The following is a 24,079-nucleotide window of genomic DNA, read 5'->3' as shown; positions in this document are numbered from 1 at the left end:
AATATAACTAGGGAGGAGTATCTAATGATATGTATTTAGGTAGAGAATTGTACAATACCCATAGATCTTCTTAAGTAAAATAGCTAAAATTAACTTATTTCAGAGAGGAATAGTTGTAAAAGAAAAAAGGCCTCTTTTAATGAGGCCTTTTTCTAATTCGGTTGATTATTTAACATTATGGACGTGAATATCTCTTTGTGGATAAGGGATCGAAATTCCAGCAGCATCCAATGCATTTTTAGAATCTTCTAAAGCGCCAAAGTAAACGTCCCAATAATCTGCGACATTAGCATTCGGTCTAACGACAAGATTAATAGCATTATCTCCAAGTTCACTAACAGCAACTGTAGGAGCAGGGTCTTTTAAAACTTTAGGATTATCAGTAAGAACTTTCATGATAACATCTTTTGCTTTTTTGATATCATCTCCATATCCAATCCCTATATTAAGATCAACTCTCAGTGTTCCTTGAGAAGTGTAATTGATAATATTACCATTAGATAAGGTTCCGTTAGGAACAATAGCTTCTTTGTTTTCCGGAGTAGACAATTTAGTAGTAAAAATTTCTATTTCCTTTACAACACCTAAAACTCCTTGAGCTTCTATTAAGTCTCCAATTTTGAAAGGTTTAAAAATCATAATGAGTACACCTCCGGCAAAATTTGCCAAAGATCCTTGCAAAGCTAGACCTACGGCTAAACCAGCAGCAGCTAATATTGCAGCAAAAGAAGTGGTTTCTACACCTACTGTTCCAAGGACAGCAAGTATTAATACGATTTTTAAGATCCATCCAAGTAGATTGGTAAGGAATTTTTGTAAACTTTCATCATAATTTCTTACGGTCATTATTTTAGAGATACCCTTCATTAATTTTTTAATAACCCAGGAACCTATAATCCATATGAGAATTGCGCCTATAACCTTTGGACCAAAATCTACAATAAAACCTAACCCTTTATCTAACCATTTTTGAATATCCATATACAAGTTTTTTAAAATTTATAATTTGTGAATCTTAAAATTAGTGATTTATGTATTCGAAAGCCTTTTTAGCACTTTAAGAATAATAGAATTTCGATAAAAGACCATTCAACATCTTTAAATGGTTAATATTCCTAAAATTTTTATAAGACTTCTTACAAAACTTCTAAATTGTTCTTTTTAATTGTACATTAGGCCACCTCAAAACCCTAAAATTATGTCGGAATTTAAGTACTTTTTCAAAGAAGGCTTCTTTCACGTGTTGGATTGGCAAGCATATGATCATGTTTTGTTCTTTATTGTCCTTGTGATAGGTTACTCCTTTAATAATTGGAAAAGAATATTGTTTTTGACAACTTTGTTTACTTTAGGTCATACAATTTCCCTATTTCTGACATCTTTTTTAGTTGATAATGTTAACTCTGATTTAATAGAGTTTTTGATTCCAATAACCATATTAGCTACCGCTTTGTTTAATGTTTTTACGGCAAAAAAAACTTCACAAAATGATAAAAAGGGGATACTATATGTTACGGCTTTATTTTTTGGAATAATACATGGGTTAGGATTTTCAAGTTATTTCAAAATGATAATTGATGTTGGGGAATACAAAGTACTTTCCATCCTTGAATTTGGTCTAGGAATTGAAATGTCGCAAATTTTAGTGGTATTAATAGTTTTGTTGATCAATTTTATTATTCAAACATTTTTTAGATTCTCTAAACGAGATTGGATATTAGTCGTTTCTTCAATAGTAATAGGAATGGTTATTCCGATGATTATTTCAAATAAAATATGGTAATTTATTGTCAATTAGGGTTGTATTTGACACATAGTCATAATATATTCGTATTTTAATAAATATAGATACCATCCAATTTTTATATGTCAAAAAAAAAACAATTAAAATATGATAAAGCGTATCTTAGGATAGCAAGAGAGTGGGGGAAGTTGTCCCATTGTGACAGAAAAAAAGTTGGTGCGGTTATTGTTAAAGATAGAATGATTATTTCTGATGGATTTAATGGAACTCCCACAGGTTTCGAAAATCCTTGTGAAGATGAAGAAGGATACACAAAATGGTATGTGCTTCATGCAGAAGCTAATGCAATTTCTAAAGTAGCTTCTTCGACACAATCCTGTAAGGGATCAACATTGTATATTACGCTGTCACCTTGTAAGGAGTGTAGTAAGTTGATTCATCAGGCGGGAATTAAGAGAGTGGTATATCAACAAGGATATAAAGATAATTCAGGGCTTTTATTTTTAGAGAAAGCTGGAGTAGAAATAGAAAAGATTAGTGATTTAGACGATTAATGGGTTATTCAAAAAAATACTTGCCATTATTTATTGGTTTGGCGATGGGAGCGGGAGTTTTTTTAGGAAGTAAACTCGATTTTAGTAATCCATCTGCTAAGCTGTTTTCCTATAATGCAAAAAAGGAAAAATTAAATCGTCTAATCGATTATATAGACTACGAATATGTCGATGAAATCAATACAGATAGTATCGTAGATGTTACAGTAAACAGAATTCTTGAAAATCTGGATCCACATTCTGTATACATACCTCCAGAAGAGTTAGAGGGGATCACAGAAAGCATGCAGGGAGATTTTATTGGTATTGGAGTAAGTTACTATCCATACAGAGACACTATTTCTGTTATTAATACCATAAAAGGTGGTCCAAGTGAACGATCCGGTATTATGGCCGGAGATCGAATACTAATGGCGGATCAGGATACACTATATGGAGAGCGTTTAAGAAGAGATGGATTAGCGGATAAGCTAAAAGGAGAACTAAACAGCCAGGTTCAGTTAAAAGTTTATAGAAAAGGTACAGGTATATTTGATGTAGTTGTTAAACGAGGTAGAGTGCCATTACGAAGTGTAGATGCTAGCTATATGCTAAAAGAAAACTTGGGATACATAAAAGTAAATCGCTTCGCAGAAACTACATATAAAGAGTTTAAAAATGCATTAGATTCCTTACAGGATTTAGGAGCGGAGACCTTAGTTGTTGATCTTAGGGATAATGGAGGTGGTTTTATTGCTCCTGCTTTAAAAATGGCGGATGAGTTCTTAGAAAATGATAAACTTATCATGTTTACTAAAAACAAAAAAGGAGCCATAGAGAATAATTATGCCACGCGTAATGGAAGTTTCGAAGAAGGAAATGTCTATGTGTTAATTAATGAAAATTCTGCTTCTGCCAGCGAAATTTTTGCTGGAGCCATTCAGGATAATGATAGAGGAACGATTGTAGGAAGACGTTCTTATGGAAAAGGATTAGTTCAAAGAGAAATGGCATTAGGAGATGGTAGTGCGATTAGACTAACGATTTCCAGATATTACACACCAACAGGGAGATCCATTCAGAAGCCATATGAGAATGGAAATAAGGAGTATTTTAATGAATATTTAGAACGTTATAAAAATGGCGAATTACAAAATGCCGATAGTATACAAGTTGCAGACTCTCTGAAATTTAAAACACCAGGAGGCAAAACTGTATATGGAGGAGGAGGAATTATACCTGATATTTTTGTAAGCAAGGATACTACTAGAGTTGGAGAGACGCTAGATTATATGCTGAGATCTGGAAGAATGGGTGGATACATATTCGAAGAGCTCGATAAAAAAAGAGATTTTTATAACAAGCTTACTGAAGAACAATTTAAACAAGAAATAGAAATTGATGATGATTTTGCAGATGGATTTCTGACGTATACCAGAAAAAGAGGTGTAGATATTAATTTACAAAATTATAGAGATCAATTAAAGAAATATCTGAAAGCTATTATGGCTCAGCAGTTATTCGGAACTAGTGCGTTCGAAAAGATTATTAATAAAGATGATAAAATGATTCAAAAAGTTTTATCTATATCTGATAGTACTTAATTAAAATAAAGCGATATGTTAATTTCTGATGATTTTCTTATTGTTACCGCATTTATATCTTTTATTGCTGCTGCAGTACTTCGGTTAATGGATAATAGTGGTTCTATTTTGCTTAAAAATAGTATCTATATAGAATCCTCGTATGTATCTAGATCATTACTAAAAAAATATATTTTTAATGAGAATGGAATAGGTTTCAAAAAAAGTTTGAAAAGAGTTCTTGTAATTAGAAGTATTCATAATTTTTGTTTACTAGTATCGATAATGTCAATTGTTTGGGTAATCATCAGAAATATTCTCTTCGAGTAGTTTTGCAAAAATAGAATAAGAGTGTAAATAAATATAAGCCCCCAAAATCAAAATATGTCAGAATTAACAGAGTATCTAATCGCAATTGCAATTTGCTCCCCGCTTTTTTTCTTTATTGTGGCTGTAGCATTTAGGTTATTAGATAATAGTGCTTCTATCTTTTTGGATAATGAAATTCTTGTAGATTCTTCATATGTGTCCGGAGATTTAATTAGAGATCATATCGAGAATACCGAAGATGTAAAACTAAAGAAGTCTTTAAAAAAAGCACTTATCTTTAGGAAATTGCATAACCTATTTATGATTCTTGCAGTGATATCACTACCACCAGTAATCATAGCCTGTTTCTTAATACCATTTATTGCTTAGAGGTCTTTAACTAATTTATCTATTTCCACGTTTTTGTTGTATAGCTCTGGAAACCAATAAAATCAATAATAAAACAACAACACAAGCAGAAGCCAGAATACTAATAAGCGCAGTTTTGCTATCTCCTTCTAGTAGATTATTAAAATCTAAAACGGTAGCATTGTATAGTATCAAAGAAGAAGCTACTATAATCAAGAGGTAAATAAAATACTTCATTTAGAATAGACCTTTTATATTAGTTGCAAATAATTTTACTGCAATTGCCAACAAAATTACACCAAATATCTTGCGGATCACATTAATTCCTTGTTTACCTAAAACCTTTTCAATTTTTCCAGAAGATTTTAAAACTATATAAACAAAAATGATATTGATAACAATCGCAATTACAATATTAATCGGTTGGTATTCTGCTCTAAGAGATAGAATAGAAGTCATTGTTCCGGCTCCAGCTATAAGTGGAAATGCTAACGGGACAACTGCTGCAGTTTCTGGTTCATCATCTTTATACAATTGAATACCTAGTATCATTTCTAGCGCTAGAAAGAATATAATAAAAGCACCAGCTACAGCAAAAGAATTCACATCGATGCCTATAAGGTTAAGTATCTCTTTACCTACAAATAGGAATAGGATCATTAGTATAGCCGCTACCAGAGAAGCTTTTTCACTTTGTATATGTCCTACTTTCTTGCGCAGATCAATAATAATAGGAATGCTACCTACAATATCAATTACGGCAAAGAGTATCATACTCGCAGTTAGTATCTCTTTTAAGTCAAAGTTCATTTTAGTAGATTTTTAAGGTTGGCGCAAAAGTAAATAGACTTCGCTTAGTAAAAGTAGCATAAAAAGATAAATAATCAGTAAAATTTATCTTTCATAAAAACTATCTTCGCAATATGTTTCAATTAGGAAAAACCATAGTTTCGGAAGATATTATAGAAAAAGATTTTGTATGTAATCTTTCTGCATGTAAAGGAGCCTGTTGCATTGATGGCGAAGCTGGAGCACCATTAGAAGAGTCAGAGGCACAAAAACTTGAAGAAATCTACCCTATTGTAAAATCATACCTTCGAAAAGAGGGAATCGAAGCAATTGAGAAACAAGGAACATATATTAAAACACCACATGGCGAGTTAGAAACTCCTCTCATTGATGGAGCTGATTGTGCGTATGTTATCTTTGATGAAAAAAGGACAGCTTTATGCGCTATTGAAGAGGCTTATAATCAAGGAGAAGTGGATTGGAAAAAACCAATATCCTGTCATTTATATCCCGTTAGAGTACAGGATTATACAGAGTTTTCTGCTGTAAACTATCATAAATGGGAAATATGTGATGATGCTTGTACACTTGGTAAAGAACTACAAGTACCGGTATATAAATTCGTAAAACAAGCATTGATCCGTAAGTTCGGAGAGGATTGGTATATGGAGCTGGAAAAAGTAGCTGCAGATCTTAGAAAATAAAATTTCTACTATATCATAGGTAACATTTATATTACTTAAGACACGTGTAAGTAATAACCTTTAATATTTAATAATATGAAGAAATTAAGTGTATTTACCATACTTTTTAGTATTGGTTTGTTTGTTTCGTGCTCTAATGTAGAAATTGGAGAGGAAGTTGGATTAGAAGATAATATCGAATTGAAATCAGCGGAAAAACCCAAAGGTCCGCAACTTCCCCCGCTTCCCCCACCGCCATTACCATGTTTTAATTGCCAATAGGTTAAAATTGTTGAAACCTCTATTACTTGATAGAGGTTTTTTTATAAAAATAAAATTTCATTATTTTTATTGTCGTTAATGTTAACCTTGTAGGGAAAAGGAATACTAACAAAAAAACCAAAACAATAATTTTATGAAAACAATTCAAGTATGTATCGGACTTTTTATGCTCGCTGTGGTTCCTTTTGGCTGTAGTGATGATGATATGGTTGATGATGCAATTCCAAATTCTGAGGAAACAGGAGTGTTTCTAGCAGAAGATTTAATAATCTTTAATTTAGAAGGAGAAAATAACCTTTTGAATTTAGAAAAAGATGCCTTAGAAACCTTACTGGGGCAGACTGATGATCCTGATGAAATAGCAAATTTAGAGGAACAGATAGATGAAATAGAAATGGATTTGGCTGCAAATAACGAAGATATTGAAAGTTTTGAAGAAATTATTCTTCAAGCTCAAGAAGCTCAAGATGTAGTATTTATTAGAATACCTCCTCGTCCTCCTCTTCCAGGTCCTTGTGGAACAGCAAATTGCCCTCCGAAATTTGAAAACCTGAATGTCATAATTTTTATTAGACCATTATTGGAACTTTCAGCTAGTCTGAATAACAATAATCAAGAACCTTTAGGAGAATTTGGAGCGTTAGAGACTTATCAAGATGGTCCTTTTCAGAGTGTTAGTTTTGAATCTTCTAATCAGTCTAGCAATTTCGCTATTTTAGAACTTAATTTTCAGATTGAAAATGTTCAAGAATCAATTACTGTGGAAGGAACTTTTTAAGTGTTTATTTATTTCATAATGATTAAATTAGCTTCAGAAATGAAGCTTTTTTTTATGAAAAAATGTAAACTCATAATACTCTTTATCTTGATTGTTTTGATTTCGGTCAACACAAAAAGTCAAGAAACTAACCCAAAATTAGATAATTTACTTGACAAGGGGTTTCAGTTTTTGTATACAAATTCGGATAGTCTAGAATACTATTTTGAAAAGGGTTATAAGATAGCGCAAAAAGAAAACGACATTAAGGCAAAGTTGACAATTTTATCGTATTTAATTTTTGCTAACGACTATCATAATAATCTTAATAAAGTAGTATACTATATCAATAGAACTGATTCTTTAATGAATTCCGATAGTTTGTACAATACGGTAGATGACAAACTAGCATATAAAATCAGGTTAGTTTTAGATAAAGCAAATTATTATTATAAAATAAGAAATGATACTAAATCCCTGCGAACTATAGAAGATCTTTCTGAGATTATTAATAAAACTCCGGATTCTTTGTTGGGGTTGGATAGGAATGACTTAGTACATACCTTGAATAATTATAAGGGAGATATTTATTATAGACAAGGAAAAAATGAGCTATCAAAACAATATTATAATAAGAATTTAAAAAGCAATAATGGAGGCTTCATTGCAAGTACAAATATGTTATTGTCAAAAGTATACTTGGATGAAAAAAATTATGAAGAATCAAATGCTCTTATTTTAAAAACGCTAACTTTTTATGAGAAAGCTTATGCCGGAAATTCTAATCAGTTTAGGAATAATATAATTGCAACATATCAAAAACTAGCGGATAATTATATTAAACTTAAGAAAACAGAATTAGCTCTCCAAGCACTTAAAAAAAGTGAAAAGTACTATGTGGAGAATGATGCTTTCGAGCGAATAGCAGAACTCATTTATGGCGATATTTATGTGTCTGACAGACAATTCGATAAAGCAGAAACTTTTTACCAATCATATCTGTCTAAAACAAAAACATATAGACAAGATGAAAAACATCAGGATATAGCAGATGCTTTTTCGAGATTAGGAAGCTTGTACCTAGCAAAAGAAAATCCAGAAAAGGCATTAGAGTTTTACCAAAACTCTTTAATACAGATAGCACCAAGTTTTAATGATACCGATATTAAAAGTAATCCTAAGCCGAAAAAAGTGTTGTCTAAATTGGGTTTAGTTAAGATATTAAAGGAAAAACTAGAAGGACTTCAGTTGTTATATAAGAAAAGCAATCAGTTAGAAGATCTTAAAATGGCATTAACCACATCTTATGCTATTATAGAAGCATTAGATTTGTTAAAACCTGAGTTCGAAAGTAAAGTAGATAAGCAATTCCTGATATCAGAGATGTACCCTGCTTTTCATAAGATGGTAGAAGTAGCGTATGATCTTTATAATAGTACTAAAGAAGCATCCTATATTGCTGATGCTTTTTACTTTACTGAAAAAAGTAAAAGTGTATTATTATTAGAAGCTGCCAGGAGTACACAAGCTAGTTCTTATGGAGGTGTACCGGAAGAAATTATAGATAGAGAACAACAGTTTAGAGCGAATATTATTCATTTAGAAAAGAAGTTTTTTAATCAGAAGTCTAATATGGTAGTTTTTGATTCCTTATTTCAACTTAAGAATAGATATTATAATTTCATCTCGGATCTGGAACGTGATTATCCTAAGTATTATGATTTAAAATATAATTCTGAAGTAGTAAGTTTAGAGGAGGCTACCTCTAAGATTATAAAAAATAAAGCATTAATAAGTTATTTTGCTACAAACACTGATTTCTATGTTATTACTTTAGAAAATCAAAACAAAAATTTCTACAAAATACATTTAGGAAATGATGGGCGAGAAAAAATAACAAGTTTTTATTCTTTGTTATCCAACCTAAATATAAAAGAACTGCCTGATATTTATGGAATTGGTAATTCCATTTACGAACAAATTCTAAAGAAACCTTTAGAAACAATTGAATCGAAAGAATTAATAATAATTCCAGATGATATTTTGAATTACCTGCCATTTGAGGCTTTATCAACCTCCAAGAGTGCTGGTGACTATTTGATTAGAGAATATCAAATATCCTATACAAATTCTGTGACTTTACTTAGAGAGCAACAAAATAAATTGAAGCTAGAACAGAATAAGTTATTGGCATATGCTCCTAGTTTTGAAAATAGTAATGAAAATGTTTCTCAAAACAGACCGAATTTCGGACCGTTACTTTATAATACTGATGAAGTTACACAGATAACGGAATTTTTTGATGGCAAGGCTATTACCGGAAAAGAGGCCTCGTTGGCATCTTTTTCTAAAAATTCACACGCCTATAATATGCTTCATTTTGCTACACATGCAGCAACTAATGATGAGTATCCGGATTATTCGTATTTAGCATTTGCTAAAGATGATAGTAGCGAAAATGGTTTATTATATGTAAAGGATCTTTACGGATATAGTATCAATGCTGATTTAGTAGCACTAAGTGGTTGTCAAACGGGATTAGGGAAACTTCAAAAAGGGGAGGGAATGCTTAGTTTAGCAAGAGGATTTAGTTATGCCGGTGCTAAATCTCTAGTCACCACGTTATGGAAAGTTAACGATCGGACTACTTCAGAATTGATACAAGAATTTTATAAAAATCTAGATGCTTCATTACCAAAAGATAAAGCTTTACGTAATGCGAAACTAACGTATTTAGAGACAGTAGACGACGAATTACTAACCCATCCTTATTATTGGTCAGGATTTATGATTTCTGGAGATACCGCAGCGCTTCAAACGGATGCTTCTTATCTTTGGTGGTTGCTATTGTTGGGAATCCCAATACTTTTTGTAACCATTAGAAAAGTAAGAAGTTTGCTGTAGCTTTATTATTTTAACTGTTTTAGAAGTTTTTCTGCCGTACCTTTTTTGAAACTTCCTTTTTCTACAATTTCTTCTAATAAAAGAATGGCTTCATTTTTCCTGTTCTCTTTTAGGTAAGCCAGGGATAAATACCATTTTCCTCTTTCTGATAGTTCATCTTTTAGCGCAATGTGTTGTTCTAGTAATGGAATTGCTTCCTTGACATTGTCGGATGCTAGTAAAGAATTTGCTTGATATAAAAGAAAATAAGGTCTTTTTGTTGTTTCATACAGTTTTGCAAACTGATCAGTAGCTAGTTCGTATTGTTTGCTTTCGTAAGAAGTGAATGCAATAATTTCTTCGTTTTCATCATTCTCGCCACGAACAATTGGAGTTACCACGTTTTTATAAGGTTCGAAATTATCTGCATACAATTCATTAGTGTTTACCGAAAAAGGATTTAGGAACATAATTCCACCAATGGCTACTACTAATAATATGGAGGCTGCAACCAATATTTTTTTATAATTAAATAAGGGTATGACTTTGGTTTCGTTAGCTGCAATTTTAGCTTCAAAATCTGCCATACTTTTTCTTAACTGATCTCTATCTTCAGTGCCAGAAACTATCTTTAAGTTCTTATGTAATTCTACATCTTCTTTAAAAGATGCATCATTTTCTAATAAGCTGTCAAACTGATCTTTTTCCGCTGGAGTCAGTTCTGACTGTAGATATTTGTCTATTAACTCTTCTCGTTCCATTTATGCGGGGGTTTTAATTAATTCTTTTAGGGATTTTAAGCAACGAGATTTTTGGCTTTTTACTACATTTTTACTTTCGTAGCCTAAGCTTTCAGCAATCTCATCAATAGTTAGTCCCCGATAATAGAATAAGGTTAACATTTCCTGACAACGTTTCCCCAGATTTTTAAAATGCTGTCTTAATAATTGCTGTTCTGGAGTTAACTGTGGTTCCTCAAAAATTTCTGTTGTATCAGAAGTTTCTTTATAATCCACGCTATTTTCATAAGAGATAGTTTTTTTCTGCTTTTTGAGCTGATCGTAGATCATGTATTTTCCGATACTAAATAAATATGTCTTGACAGAACTTTTTATGTGATCTAGTTTGCCATTTATTGCATGCTCACGTAATGCAATAAACGCTTCTTGGTATACATCTATAAGAGCATCGTGATTTAGATCATATTTTTTAGCAAACTGTAAAAAAGCATTACGATACTCATTGTAAATCTTTTCTAAAGCTTGATTATGACCTTTTTTTAGCGTTAAGAGTTCTTCCTTCATACGTTGTAACCTGACTATAGGGTAATAGGTTCATTCTTATTTTCCGAAGATAAAGTTAACCTTTTTTATAAAAAGCACACAAAGAGGTAAAACCAAACATAAGAATTATGAAAACTCTCAAACAAATAATAGGAATAGCTGTGTTGCTTTTACTCTTTCTAGTACCTCAACACGCAGAAGCTCAGTTCTGGAAAAAAGTGGCAAAAACGGCAGAAAAAGCTGCTGAGAAAACCGTTTTAAAGAAAACAGAAGAAAAAGTGTCAAAAAAGACAAGTAAAACGATTGATGAAACGGTTGATGGAAAACCTAAAAAGAAGAAAAGAAAGAATAAAAACAAAAAGAAAAAAGGAGCAGTCATTTCTTCTGATAATGAAGAAGAGAGCGTGATCAATGAAACAGAAAACCGAGAACCTTCTTTTGCGGCTTATTCTAAGTTTGATTTTGTGGCAGGAGAAAAAATAATTGCCTTCGAAGATTTTAGCCAGGATGAAATCGGTGATCTGCCAGCACGTTGGAATTCTTCTAATTCGGCAGAGGTGGTTACGCTGAACAACCAAGAAGGTCGTTTTATTCAAATAGGAACTGGAACTGGATCTTATGTTCCAGAATTCATAGAAGAATTTCCTGAGAACTTTACATTAGAATATGATGTAGTGTTCGATTTTGATGTCTCTAAATATGCTTATAAACGTGATCTTCATGTTGTTTTTTCTGATGTAGAAAATTCAGGATATGAATTACAAAAAGGGACTCCAGGAAAAAATGGATTCTCTTTTATTATTAAAGGAGGAATAAGTGGTGGCGGACAGGTTGATGTTTATAAATACTGTTCAGATCGTAATTTAAATCTGCGCTCTGAGAAAAAATTCGGAAAACTAAATAAAGATAATAAGGGTAGAGGTAAAAAGATGCACGTTTCTATTTGGAAACAAAAACAAAGAATGAGAGTGTATATAGATGAACAAAAGGTGTTTGATATCCCTAGAGCATTTGAAAAGAATGTATTGATCAAAAATTTAAAATTTTTCTCAGAAACAACAACCGAAAACACATTTTACTATTTAGGTAATGTTAGATATGCAGTTGGTAAGCCTGATATGCGAAATAAGCTAATTACAGAAGGTAAGCTGGTTACGTATGGAATTACTTTTGATACGGGGAAAGCCACTGTAAAACCTGAATCTTATGGTACAATTAAAAAAATTGCTAATGTTCTTTCTGAAAATACCGAGGTAAAAGTTCTAATCACAGGTCATACAGATACAGATGGAGATGATACTTTTAATCAAAAGCTTTCTGAAAAAAGAGCAACATCAGTCAAAGAAATACTTGTCAATGAATTTGAAATTGATGCTTCTAGATTAAAAACGGATGGTAAGGGTGAAAGTGTTCCGATTGTTACAGAAAATACGCCAGAGGCGAAAGCAAAAAATAGAAGAGTAGAGTTTAAAAAGATTTAATTTTTTTAAAGAATACTATCAAAATGTTTACCTCAGAACTTCTGAGAACACTAAAGAGTAGATTGCCTCAGGGCATTTAAATCTCGATTATCGAGTAAATTATCTAACAATTAAAAGAAAAAACAATGGACTCAAAATTAAAGAAAGTAAGTATATTATTAATGATCGCAATTGCTGCTGTGTTCCAATCTTGTAGTAGCGAAGATGATGGATTAGTTATAGAGAACGAAAATCAATTAGAAAATGTTCAAGAACGTATAGATCAATATCAGACATCTATCGAGAATATTAAAGTTCCTGATCGCATGTTGCAATATGCGGAGGGAAACACCTATGCATATAGTGCTGGTTTCTCACTTACAATATTACAAACACAAGCGTTAACATATTCATCTATTTTTCTATCAATTCCGAATGATGCAGAACAACAAAATAGTATTGGTAAAAGCGGTAGAAGTACTACTACTTGGGTTTGGAGTGCTGGAGGAGTAACACTTTATTATACGGTAACATCAGATGCTACTTTTTATTATTTTACTTACGATATCGAAGAAGGTGGTGTTCGTAGAACTTTTTATGAGGGGAGAATTAGTAAAGATGGTAATTCTTATGAGGTTAGATTTAATGCAGAGGAAGGAGAGTTCTTGTTAATGACGTATAATAAAACAGGAAGTATCATTGATCTTACAATTGAAAGTAGTAATAATGAGAAGGCTGAACTCGTTTTCAATGAAGCAGATCGATCAGGATCTATCAAGATATATGAGTTCGGAGCCTTGACCGAAAGTTTTGTTTGGTTATCTGATGGAACCGGTTATTATATAAACCATGCTACAGGAGACACTTTTTCTTGGCCTTAGAATTGAAAATCTACTAAAAGATTATTAAGAAAAATCATATGCATAGTTTGTGTATGATTTTTCTTTTTTTCGTTATAAATATTAAAAAAAAGTAATTTTTTTTCGCAGTTATCAACCTGTGGTTTTACCGTAAAATTGATGATTTTTAGCTTTTGTTTTTTTAGTATGAAAAACCTTGTTAGCAGGTGAAAAATAAGTAGCTACTGAGGTTACTAACATCGTTGTTTATATCTTTTGGTTTGTGATTAATTATTTGAAAATCAGATATTTAAATAGAACCTGTTAATCATCGTGTTTTCACTGTTAATTCCCGTCGTGTTGAAAACTTTGTTGAAAACGTTTGCTAACTTTTTGTGAAACTTCTAGCACATTTTTTGATCTTTGTTAGTCCGTAGCGGAAACGAAAAAAACATAAAACTAGCTAAAAGAAAAAAGATGAATGCAGTAGAGCCAATCTTGCAAGAAAATAAAGACCGATTTGTAATTTTTCCTATCAAACATCATGATATTTGGGATTGGTATAAAAAATCGGAGGCTAGTTTCTGGACGGCTGAAGAAATTGACTTACATCAGGATATTACTGATTGGGCAACTAAGTTAACAAATGACGAACGATATTTTATCAAACATATATTAGCATTTTTTGCTGCTTCAGATGGAATCGTAAATGAAAATCTTGCGGAGAATTTTGTGAACGAAGTTCAATATAGTGAAGCAAAATTCTTTTATGGTTTTCAGATCATGATGGAGAATATTCATTCTGAAACCTATTCTTTATTGATAGATACCTATGTGAAGGATGAAAAAGAAAAAGATATTTTATTTAAAGCAATTGATAACTTTCCTGCTATTAAGAAAAAAGCAGATTGGGCATTAAAATGGATCGAATCTGATTCTTTTGCGGAGCGTTTAATTGCTTTTGCTGCGGTAGAAGGAATTTTCTTTTCAGGGGCATTTTGTTCAATTTTTTGGTTAAAGAAACGTGGTTTAATGCCGGGTCTTACTTTTTCTAATGAATTAATTTCTAGGGATGAAGGTGTGCATTGTGATTTTGCAGTGCATTTGCATAATAAGCACTTGGTAAATAAAGTGCCGAAAGAAAGAATTCGCGAAATTATAGTAGATGCTTTAAATATAGAAAGAGAATTTGTTACAGAATCACTTCCTGTAAGTTTGATTGGAATGAATTCTAAATTAATGACTCAGTACTTAGAGTTTGTTACGGATAGGTTATTAGTAGAACTAGAGTGTGAAAAAGAATATGGAACTGCTAATCCATTTGACTTTATGGATATGATCTCATTACAAGGAAAGACTAATTTCTTCGAAAAACGAGTTTCAGAATACCAAAAAGCGGGAGTGCTTAATAAAGATACAGAAGAAAATAAAATAAGTTTTGATGCCGATTTTTAAGCTTTAAAAATCATTTCAGAATAAAGATACATTCATTCTGAGCTAATCAGGAATAGGACTTCTATTTAAATAGCGATTAGCTCAGTTTGATAAAGCTTCTATAAGCTTTACAAAAAACAAAAGAAGGCGAAAGTCATATAATTATATTTTACTTAATAAGAATAACTCTGGTTATTACAATACAGAGGTTTCTTTTTAGTATCTGATTTCTGGGGAGATCACTTATAATTAGACATTACAGACTTCAATAAAGGAGAAAAATAACACAAATTAATATCACGTTCTTCAGAAGAAGAATTTTATAAAAACCAAAAGCGTATGTATGTAGTAAAAAGAGACGGTCACAAGGAGCCAATTATGTTTGACAAAATTACCGCGAGGGTAAGGAAATTATGTTACGGATTGAATGCTCTGGTGGATCCAGTGAAAGTAGCAATGAGAGTGATAGAGGGATTGTATGATGGAGTAACTACTAGTGAACTGGATAATTTGGCTGCAGAAATCGCTGCTACGATGACGATTGCGCATCCTGATTACGCTAAATTGGCTGCTCGTATTTCGGTTTCTAATCTACATAAGAATACGAAAAAGACATTTTCTGAAGTAGTTACAGACTTATATGAATATGTAAATCCGAGAACAGAGAAAAAAGCTCCTCTGATCTCTGATGAGGTGTATGATGTGATTATGGCTAATAAAGAGAAATTAGACTCTACAATTATCTACAATCGCGATTTTGGTTACGATTATTTTGGTTTTAAAACATTGGAACGTTCATACTTGCTAAAAATTAATGGTAAGATCGCAGAACGTCCTCAGCATATGTTGATGAGAGTTTCTATCGGTATCCACCTTAATGATTTGGATGCGGCTATAGAGACATATGAATTAATGTCTAAAAAGTATTTTACACACGCTACACCTACATTATTTAATTCTGGAACACCAAAACCACAAATGTCATCTTGTTTCTTATTAGCAACAAAAGATGATAGTATTGATGGGATTTACGATACACTAAAGCAAACAGCTAAGATCTCTCAGTCTGCGGGAGGAATAGGATTATCTATTCATAATGTAAGAGCTACGGGTTCATACATCGCAGGTACTAATGGAACATCTAATGGTATCGTGCCAATGTTACGTGTATTCAATGATACAGCACGTTATGTGGATCAAGGTGGAGGAAAACGTAAAGGTTCTTTTGCTATCTACGTAGAACCTTGGCATGCGGATATCTTTGATTTCTTAGATCTTAAAAAGAATCACGGTAAAGAAGAAATGAGAGCACGTGATTTATTCTATGCGATGTGGATTCCGGATTTATTCATGAAGCGTGTACAAGATGATGCAGAGTGGACACTTATGTGTCCGAATGAATGTCCTGGGTTATTTGATATCCATAGTGATGAATTCGAAAAAGAATATTTGCGTTTTGAAGCAGAAGGAAAAGGTCGTAGAACTATAAAAGCAAGAGAGCTTTGGGAGAAAATCCTGGAGTCTCAAATTGAGACGGGAACTCCGTATATGTTGTATAAAGATGCGGCAAACCGTAAGTCTAATCAGCAGAATTTGGGAACTATCCGTTCTTCTAACTTATGTACAGAGATCATGGAGTATACAAGCCCTGATGAAGTAGCGGTTTGTAACCTGGCATCTATTGCATTGCCAATGTTTGTAAAGAATGGAGCCTTTGATCACGAAGAACTTTTCAAAATCACAAAACGAGTAACTAAAAACTTAAATAAAGTAATAGATCGTAATTATTATCCTGTAAAAGAAGCTGAAAACTCTAATATGCGTCATCGTCCAATAGGATTAGGTGTACAGGGATTAGCAGATACTTTTATTCAGTTACGTATGCCTTTTACCAGTGATGAAGCTAAAAAACTGAATCAAGAGATTTTTGAAACTTTATATTTTGCTGCTGTTACGGCATCTATGGAAGAAGCTACTGCTGATGGTCCATACCAAACATATGAAGGATCTCCAATTTCTAAAGGAGAATTCCAACATAATCTATGGGGAATTAAAGATGAAGAATTAAGTGGTCGTTGGAATTGGGCAGATCTACGTAAAGAAGTGTTAGAAAATGGAGTGCGTAACTCATTGTTAGTGGCACCAATGCCTACAGCTTCTACGTCTCAGATTTTAGGAAATAATGAAGCGTTTGAACCATATACAAGTAATATATATACAAGACGTGTATTATCAGGAGAGTTTATCGTGGTAAACAAACACCTTTTAGAGGATCTTGTACAATTAAATCTTTGGAGTGATGATCTTAAGGATGCAATTATGCGTGCTAATGGATCTATCCAGAATATAGATATCATTCCTCAGGATCTTAAAGAATTGTATAAGACAGTTTGGGAATTGAGTATGAAAGATATTATCGATATGTCTCGTCACAGAGGATATTTTATCGATCAGTCTCAGTCACTAAATCTGTTTATGGAAGGTGCCACAATGGCGAAACTTACTTCGATGCATTTTTATGCTTGGAAGAGTGGATTAAAGACAGGTATGTATTATCTGAGAACTAAATCTGCTGTAGACGCAATTAAGTTCACCCTTAAAACGGAAAAGAAAGAACAGCCACAAGCAGAGCAAGTAGCGGTTGCTGCAGCACAAGTTATGGAGGCACAATCTGCTCCCAAAACACAACCAGAACCTGAAGCAGTACAAGTTTCCGCAGAAGGTACAGCGCTGACTCCAGAAGAGCTTCGTGCAATTATTGCACAATCAAAAGAAGCTGAAGGAGATGATTGTTTAATGTGTGGGTCTTAATTAAGACCATTTATATAGGGCAAAAGGGAAGTATTCTTTAGATTACTTCCCTTTTTTGGATATTCGATTTTTTAAAATATGATGAACTGGGAACAACTCCTGTCTTTAAAAAGACAAGGAGATACGAATAAAAGATTACGTAAAGAGCAAGATGAAACTCGATTAGGTTTTGAAGTAGATTATGATAGAATTATATTCTCTTCGGCATTTAGAAGTTTACAGGATAAAACACAAGTAATTCCTCTATCCAAAACAAGTTTTGTACATACTCGATTAACACATAGTTTAGAGGTTTCTGTAGTGGGGCGTTCTCTGGGTAGAGTAGTAGGAAAAAAGATTTTAGAAAAACATCCACATCTTTCCACAATTCACGGATATCAATTTAATGATTTTGGAGCTATCGTAGCGGCCGCTTCTCTATCTCATGATATTGGGAATCCTCCATTTGGACATTCGGGAGAAAAAGCAATCGGAGAATATTTTGCAACAGGAAAAGGAAAAAAATATAAAGAGTCTTTGACTCCCAAACAATATCAGGACCTGATAGATTTTGAAGGAAATGCTAATGGATTTAAAATATTGACAGAATCCAGACAAGGTATAGAAGGCGGTTTACGATTGTCGTATGCCACGCTTGGTGCTTTTATGAAGTACCCAAAAGAATCCTTACCAAAAAAACCAACATCTCATATAGCACATAAGAAATTTGGATATTTTCAGAATGAAAGTGCTTTTTTCAAGGAAGTAGCGGAAGAAGTAGGGTTGCTTTCACATCAGATAGGAAATGAAACTATTTATAGTCGTCATCCCTTAACCTTTTTGGTGGAAGCAGCAGATGATATTTGTTATACTATTATAGATTTCGAAGATGGAATTAATTTAGGATTGATTCAAGAAGAATATGCTTTAGAATATTTGATTAAGCTGGTAAAAGACACGATTAATACTTCTAAATATAATAGTCTGGCTACAACCGCGGATCGCTTGAGTTATTTACGAGCGTTGGCTATTAATACATTGATTCAGGAAGCAGCGCGTACTTTTGTTAAGTACGAAGAAGAAATATTATCAGGGAACTTTGATATAGCATTAATTGATAAAAGTAGGTATCAAGCACAAATTGATGATATTATTAAAATTAGTATTGACAAGATTTATCAAAGTTCAGAGGTTGTAGAAAAAGAGATCGCTGGATATGAGATTCTTGCTACTTTATTGGACCGATATTGTACCGCAACAGATAATTTTAATACCGAGCAAGCGTCTAATTATGATAAACTGATTCTAAAAGCTGAGGGGAACAACTTTGACTATAAAAATGAAGACATATATACTAGGTTAATCAGTATTAGTAACTATGTGGCAAGTTTAACGGATGGAAATGCATTGTTGAAATTTCAGAAAATCAAAGGATTAGAAATTTAATATGTTCTTTTTAAGAAAATTTTCTAAATCGCAATGGAACTCGGATACGGAATATTAATAGAAATTTCTCTAGATACGATCAACATAGTTAATTATTAAAAATGTTGATGAATCTTTTGATTTAGTCATATTTCGTTGAACATATGTTAATTTTTAAGGCTTTTTGGCTTTATAAACAAAAAATATTCAATAAAAGTGGGTAATTGAAAAGGTAATTACATATTTTAGCAACTAAATTTTAATGTTTTTTTAAGACAATTAATAAGTTAGTTGTCATAAAAAGCATTTTGTCATTAAATTTAATTACTTTTTGTTATGAATAAAAATTATTTTAAACTCTTTATTTTTATAATTGGAGTGCATCTTGGTTTTGCCCAAAGTCAGGATAACGTAAGTATTATTAAAGACTACTTGGTCACATCTGGAATGGATGTAAAAGATGTTCGTGATCTTGAAATACAGTCACAATCTTTTTCAAAAAGCATGAACTTAACGAATGTTTATGTTGTACAAAAACATAATGGATTCCCTATTAAAAATACGATAGGTAATTTTGCTGTTAAAAATGGAAAAGTTGTACATTTTTCTGGTAAACTTATCAATGATGTACAAGCTAAGGTTAACACAGTATCAGCTCAGTTATCTGCAACTAGTGCCGTTCAAAAAGCTGCAATTGCTCTTAACCTTACTGATGTAGGTAATGCAACGATTGTAAATAAGTCTGGGAATTCTAAATTTACAGTGTCTAAGTCTAATATCTCAGTTGATGAAATTCCGGTAGAGCTTATATATGAACTTAAAGATGATCAATTGATATTATCTTGGGATTTAAGTATACATGCTAAAGACGGTGAGAATTGGTATAGTGTTAGAATTGATGCTAACAGTGGAGAAATGATTAGTAAAGACAATTGGATGACTAAATGTACTTTTGATCATAATACTTCTATTAAAAAAGGAGTAAATAATAATAAAGCAAATTCATTTGGATTTAACACCAAATCCGAGAGTGCTCCATTATTAATGGATGGTACGTACAATGTGTTCAAAATTCCAGCAATAGAGAGTCCTAATCATGGTAGTAGAACTATGGAGACAAATCCTGCAAATGCAGTAGCGTCTCCATTCGGATGGCATGATACAAACGGAGCTGCTGGAGCAGAGTTTACTACAACGCAAGGTAATAACGTTTTAGCTGCAGATGATTTAAATGGAGATAACACTCCGGGAAATCAACCTGACGGTGGTGCAAATCTGATATTTGATTACCCATACTATCCTAATGCTACAATTTCTGAATTTCAGGAAGCTTCTATAACGAACATGTTTTATGTAAGTAACGTAACACATGATGTTTGGTATCAGTATGGGTTCGATGAAGAATCAGGAAATTTTCAAGTTAACAATTATGGTAAAGGAGGAGCAGAAGGAGATGAAGTACTTGCTGATGGGCAAGATGGATCAGGAATAAACAATGCTAATTTTGGAACTCCACCAGATGGGGCTAACCCAAGAATGCAAATGTTTTTGTGGAATCCAGAGAATCAATTTTTATTTACTGTAAATAATACACCATTAACTGGTTCATACAGAGTTGTAAATAATTCTTTTGACGATGGTTCTATTGAACCACCTTTTGCCCCTGCTGGGATTACAGCAGATTTGGTATTGGCAGTAGATGACAACGCTACTCCAGACCCTAACGATGCGTGCTCAGATATTACCAATGCAGCGGAAATCAATGGGAATATTGCGGTTATTAGAAGAGGAGAATGTAATTTTGATTCTAAAGTGTTAGAAGCTCAACAGGCTGGTGCAGTTGCTGTATTAGTAGTAAACAACGTTCCTGGTGATATAGTTATGGGTGGTGCAGGTAGTATTTTTATTAGCATTCCTGCTTTTAGTATTAATCAGACAGATGGAGAAGCACTTGTAACACAGTTGGCGAGTGGAGCAGTAAATGCTACATTGGCATCTGAACTAAGAGAAAACTGGATCGTTGGTGCAGATGGTTCATTTGATAATGGTATTATAGTTCACGAAATTGGACATGGAATTTCTAATCGTCTAACTGGAGGAGCAGCTAATACAGGTTGTTTGAGAGGTGATGAGCAGATGGGTGAAGGTTGGTCTGATTGGTTTGCATTGATGATGACTATTCAACCTGGTGACACAGGTGAAAAGGCAAGAGGAATTGGTACTTATGCGGTAGGTCAACCAACTACTGGAGGAGGGATTAGACCTTTTCCTTATAGCACAAATACGACAACAAACCCTGTTGATTATGCTAGTATTAGTGATGCTACTCAATTTTCTATTCCTCACGGAGTAGGATCTGTATGGGCATCTATATTATGGGATATGACTTGGGCTTTTATTGATAGAGATGGATTTGATCCAGATTTATATAACGGAACTGGTGGAAATAACCTAGCGATGCAGTTGGTAATTGATGGTTTAAAATTACAAGCTTGTGAACCAGGTTTCGTTGATGGTAGGGATGGGATTCTTGCTGCTGCTGATTTGTTGCCTAATAGCGACAACAATAAATGTCTTATCTGGAACGTGTTTGCTAAAAGAGGAGTTGGATTTAGTGCAAGTCAAGGATTTTCTAATAGTAGAACAGATCAAACACCAGCATTTGATTTACCACCGACATCTCAACTAGATTGTACTGATTTCACTTTAGGTATTGATGATGTGAATGCAGGTATATTCCAAATCTATCCAAATCCTTCTAGAGGAGCTTTTGATATTAGAGTTGCTGAAAATGTAGGAAATAGTACGATATCAATATTCGATATAAACGGAAGAGTAGTTTATAAGGATGAAACGGTACTTACTAATACACATAGAATAGAAACAGATCTTGGATCAGGAATCTATTTATTGAGAATTGAAGCAGAAAATGGTACGGCTATTTCAACTTCTAAAATTGTAATTCAATAAGATATTCTTATAATTTAATATAAAGAGGTTGTCTTATTAAGACAGCCTCTTTTTTATGAAGTATATTTTAGGATTGTATTGGTGATTCCCTTAGTAGAAATACCACAGATTTCTTGTAATTCTTGTGTAGTTCCATGATGAATGAATTGATCGGGAACTCCAAGATTTATGATTGTTGTCGAAAAACTGTTTTTATTAGCAAAAGCTATAATTGCATTCCCAAAACCACCATTAATTACACCATCTTCGACAGTAATAACGGTTTTATGTTTTTGTAATATTTCATATAGTAAATCTGAATCTAAAGGTTTTATAAAACAGAAATGATAATGACTTATTTTTTCTTCAATGGATTGTAAAGCATTAACAATATTAGTTCCAATAGTACCAGTTGATATTATTGCAATGTTGGATGTTGATTTAGTAAGACATTTCCCTTTTCCGATAGCAACTTTTTGCATAGGTAATTGCCAATCTATAATCGTACCTCTTCCTCTTGGATATCTAATAGCAATAGGATGTTCTAATCCCAAAGAAGCGGTATAGAGAAGGTTTCTTAACTCAATTTCGTTAGCAGGAGCTGCTATAAGCATATTCGGTATACAGTTTAGATACGAAATATCAAAAATACCGTGATGTGTAGCTCCATCGGCACCAACTAAACCAGCACGATCTACACAAAAGATAACAGGTAGATTTTGTAGAGCAACATCGTGGATCAATTGATCATATGAACGTTGTAAGAAAGTAGAGTATATAGTACAAAATGGTACTAATCCTTGGGTGGCCATTCCGGCAGCTAGTGTAACTGCGTGTTGTTCGGCGATGCCTACATCAAATGCTCTATCTGGCATTTCTTCCATCATATATTTTAGTGAGCTTCCAGTTGGCATAGCCGGAGTGATACCAATAATCTTTTTGTTTTCTCTTGCTAATTCTAAAATTGTAAGTCCAAAGACATCCTGAAATTTAGGAGCTTGTTGTGTATCTTTTTTTGGAAGTAAATCACCTGTAGCAGCATCAAATTTTCCAGGAGCGTGATATGTTACCTGGTTTTCTTCAGCTTGTTTTAACCCTTTACCTTTCGTAGTTATAATATGTAAAAGTTTGGGACCTTTAATGGTCTTTAACTTCTCTAAAGTTTCCAAAAGTTTAGATAAATCATGTCCATCAATAGGCCCGAAATACGAAAAATTCAATGCTTCGATAATGTTATCTGTCTTCGGTTTGTACCCAACTTTTGCTTTAGTTAAATATTCTTTTAATGCTCCTACACTGGGATCAATACCAATAGAATTGTCATTAAGTATGATCAGCATATTGGCATCTGTAACGCCAGCATGATTGAGTCCTTCGAAAGCCATTCCACTTGCGATAGAAGCATCGCCAATGACAGCGATATGTTGTTTTTCGATTGCTCCTTTTAATTTTGAAGCAATTGCCATACCTAAGGTAGCAGAAATAGAGGTAGAAGAATGACCAACACCAAAAGTGTCATATTCACTTTCACTACGTTTTGGGAAACCACTAATACCATCTAGTTGTCTATTGGTATGAAAAGATTTTTTTCTGCCAGTAAGTATTTTATGGGGATATGCTTGATGTCCAACATCCCAAACTAAAATATCATTAGGCGTGTCAAAACAATAATGCAACGCGATCGTAAGTTCTATAACACCTAGACTTGCTCCTAGATGACCTTCTTTGGTGGCTACAATATTAATCACAAAGTCTCGTAATTCTTTAGCCAAATCAGGTAGCTGATCAATAGAAAGTTTCCGAAGATCTTCTGGATATTCAATATGAGAAAGTAGTGTGTCTTTCATACTGTAAAAGTACTATTTTGGAATGAGCTGGAACAATTTAAACTTTTAATAACTGGGATTGTTAATGACTAATTTAATCCGATTTGCGAAAAATATTTAAAGTAATCCATATAATAGTTC

General features: G+C 33.0%; 21 protein-coding genes. 15 read left to right on the top strand and 6 right to left on the bottom strand.

Annotated features, from left to right (window positions below; translation table 11 throughout):
• Nucleotides 1–165 precede the first annotated feature (165 nt).
• The gene (locus tag Q0829_RS09040) at nucleotides 166–981 is read right to left on the bottom strand and encodes a mechanosensitive ion channel domain-containing protein (RefSeq protein WP_298541845.1); all 816 of its coding nucleotides are present in this window, start codon (nucleotides 979–981) and stop codon (nucleotides 166–168) included.
• A 217-nt stretch (nucleotides 982–1,198) separates the two neighbouring features.
• On the opposite strand from Q0829_RS09040, the gene Q0829_RS09035 reads away from it, so the two are divergent.
• The 5 genes from Q0829_RS09035 (at nucleotide 1,199) to Q0829_RS09015 (ending at nucleotide 4,559) form a co-directional block, all read left to right on the top strand.
• Nucleotides 1,199–1,783 carry a HupE/UreJ family protein gene (locus Q0829_RS09035; protein ID WP_298541844.1) on the top strand — a complete coding sequence of 195 codons (585 nt, stop codon included), beginning with the start codon at nucleotides 1,199–1,201 and terminating at the stop codon, nucleotides 1,781–1,783.
• A gap of 83 nt (nucleotides 1,784–1,866) precedes the next feature.
• Complete coding sequence (locus Q0829_RS09030; RefSeq protein ID WP_298541843.1) at nucleotides 1,867–2,298, top strand: dCMP deaminase family protein; 432 nt, start codon at nucleotides 1,867–1,869, stop codon at nucleotides 2,296–2,298.
• 20 nt (nucleotides 2,299–2,318) lie between these two features.
• Nucleotides 2,319–3,881 (top strand): S41 family peptidase, encoded by a 1,563-nt coding sequence (locus Q0829_RS09025; protein WP_366892947.1) that lies wholly within the window; start codon nucleotides 2,319–2,321, stop codon nucleotides 3,879–3,881.
• Nucleotides 3,882–3,896: 15 nt separating this feature from the next.
• Nucleotides 3,897–4,190 carry a hypothetical protein gene (locus tag Q0829_RS09020; RefSeq protein WP_298541841.1) on the top strand — a complete coding sequence of 98 codons (294 nt, stop codon included), beginning with the start codon at nucleotides 3,897–3,899 and terminating at the stop codon, nucleotides 4,188–4,190.
• 54 nt (nucleotides 4,191–4,244) lie between these two features.
• Entirely contained in the window at nucleotides 4,245–4,559 is a 315-nt protein-coding gene (locus Q0829_RS09015) for a hypothetical protein (RefSeq protein ID WP_298541840.1), read from the top strand.
• A 15-nt stretch (nucleotides 4,560–4,574) separates the two neighbouring features.
• Here Q0829_RS09015 and Q0829_RS09010 read toward each other — a convergent pair whose 3' ends face one another.
• Nucleotides 4,575–4,775: a hypothetical protein gene (locus Q0829_RS09010; protein ID WP_298541839.1), complete on the bottom strand. Its 201-nt coding sequence runs from the start codon at nucleotides 4,773–4,775 to the stop codon at nucleotides 4,575–4,577.
• Entirely contained in the window at nucleotides 4,776–5,348 is a 573-nt protein-coding gene (locus Q0829_RS09005) for a MarC family protein (protein WP_298541838.1), read from the bottom strand.
• Nucleotides 5,349–5,461: 113 nt separating this feature from the next.
• On the opposite strand from Q0829_RS09005, the gene Q0829_RS09000 reads away from it, so the two are divergent.
• From Q0829_RS09000 to Q0829_RS08985, 4 genes are all read left to right on the top strand, one after another.
• Nucleotides 5,462–6,031 (top strand): DUF3109 family protein, encoded by a 570-nt coding sequence (locus tag Q0829_RS09000; protein WP_298541837.1) that lies wholly within the window; start codon nucleotides 5,462–5,464, stop codon nucleotides 6,029–6,031.
• 75 nt (nucleotides 6,032–6,106) lie between these two features.
• Nucleotides 6,107–6,292 carry a hypothetical protein gene (locus Q0829_RS08995; protein WP_298541836.1) on the top strand — a complete coding sequence of 62 codons (186 nt, stop codon included), beginning with the start codon at nucleotides 6,107–6,109 and terminating at the stop codon, nucleotides 6,290–6,292.
• A 133-nt stretch (nucleotides 6,293–6,425) separates the two neighbouring features.
• Nucleotides 6,426–7,070 (top strand): hypothetical protein, encoded by a 645-nt coding sequence (locus Q0829_RS08990; protein ID WP_298541835.1) that lies wholly within the window; start codon nucleotides 6,426–6,428, stop codon nucleotides 7,068–7,070.
• 54 nt (nucleotides 7,071–7,124) lie between these two features.
• On the top strand, nucleotides 7,125–9,953 hold the full coding sequence (locus Q0829_RS08985) for a CHAT domain-containing protein (protein ID WP_298541834.1): 2,829 nt from the start codon (nucleotides 7,125–7,127) through the stop codon (nucleotides 9,951–9,953).
• 5 nt (nucleotides 9,954–9,958) lie between these two features.
• Here Q0829_RS08985 and Q0829_RS08980 read toward each other — a convergent pair whose 3' ends face one another.
• Together Q0829_RS08980 and Q0829_RS08975 are read right to left on the bottom strand one after the other, a co-directional pair.
• Nucleotides 9,959–10,693, bottom strand: a complete 735-nt coding sequence (locus tag Q0829_RS08980) for a hypothetical protein (RefSeq protein WP_298541833.1) — start codon at nucleotides 10,691–10,693, stop codon at nucleotides 9,959–9,961.
• Nucleotides 10,694–11,236, bottom strand: a complete 543-nt coding sequence (locus Q0829_RS08975; RefSeq protein ID WP_298541832.1) for a sigma-70 family RNA polymerase sigma factor — start codon at nucleotides 11,234–11,236, stop codon at nucleotides 10,694–10,696.
• A gap of 107 nt (nucleotides 11,237–11,343) precedes the next feature.
• Between Q0829_RS08975 and Q0829_RS08970 the strand changes: the two genes are divergently transcribed.
• The 6 genes from Q0829_RS08970 to Q0829_RS08945 all read left to right on the top strand — a co-directional run bounded on the left by Q0829_RS08970 (nucleotide 11,344) and on the right by Q0829_RS08945 (nucleotide 22,133).
• Nucleotides 11,344–12,696: an OmpA family protein gene (locus tag Q0829_RS08970; protein WP_298541831.1), complete on the top strand. Its 1,353-nt coding sequence runs from the start codon at nucleotides 11,344–11,346 to the stop codon at nucleotides 12,694–12,696.
• A 125-nt stretch (nucleotides 12,697–12,821) separates the two neighbouring features.
• Nucleotides 12,822–13,556: a hypothetical protein gene (locus tag Q0829_RS08965; RefSeq protein WP_298541830.1), complete on the top strand. Its 735-nt coding sequence runs from the start codon at nucleotides 12,822–12,824 to the stop codon at nucleotides 13,554–13,556.
• A gap of 435 nt (nucleotides 13,557–13,991) precedes the next feature.
• Entirely contained in the window at nucleotides 13,992–14,969 is a 978-nt protein-coding gene (locus Q0829_RS08960) for a ribonucleotide-diphosphate reductase subunit beta (protein WP_298541829.1), read from the top strand.
• Between the two features lie 318 nt (nucleotides 14,970–15,287).
• On the top strand, nucleotides 15,288–17,759 hold the full coding sequence (locus Q0829_RS08955; protein ID WP_298541828.1) for a ribonucleoside-diphosphate reductase subunit alpha: 2,472 nt from the start codon (nucleotides 15,288–15,290) through the stop codon (nucleotides 17,757–17,759).
• Between the two features lie 81 nt (nucleotides 17,760–17,840).
• Nucleotides 17,841–19,184, top strand: a complete 1,344-nt coding sequence (gene dgt, locus Q0829_RS08950) for a dGTP triphosphohydrolase (RefSeq protein WP_298542796.1) — start codon at nucleotides 17,841–17,843, stop codon at nucleotides 19,182–19,184.
• Between the two features lie 315 nt (nucleotides 19,185–19,499).
• On the top strand, nucleotides 19,500–22,133 hold the full coding sequence (locus Q0829_RS08945) for a T9SS-dependent M36 family metallopeptidase (protein WP_298541827.1): 2,634 nt from the start codon (nucleotides 19,500–19,502) through the stop codon (nucleotides 22,131–22,133).
• Between the two features lie 53 nt (nucleotides 22,134–22,186).
• Here the strand turns inward: Q0829_RS08945 and Q0829_RS08940 are convergent, their stop codons facing one another.
• Nucleotides 22,187–23,959 (bottom strand): 1-deoxy-D-xylulose-5-phosphate synthase, encoded by a 1,773-nt coding sequence (locus Q0829_RS08940; RefSeq protein ID WP_298541826.1) that lies wholly within the window; start codon nucleotides 23,957–23,959, stop codon nucleotides 22,187–22,189.
• Nucleotides 23,960–24,079 lie beyond the last annotated feature (120 nt).

It is taken from the genome of uncultured Aquimarina sp. (genome assembly GCF_947492405.1).
In the GTDB taxonomy this organism is placed as follows: domain Bacteria; phylum Bacteroidota; class Bacteroidia; order Flavobacteriales; family Flavobacteriaceae; genus Aquimarina.
Note: the sequence above shows the minus strand (reverse complement) of the source record. Positions and strands in the feature narration are given on the sequence as shown.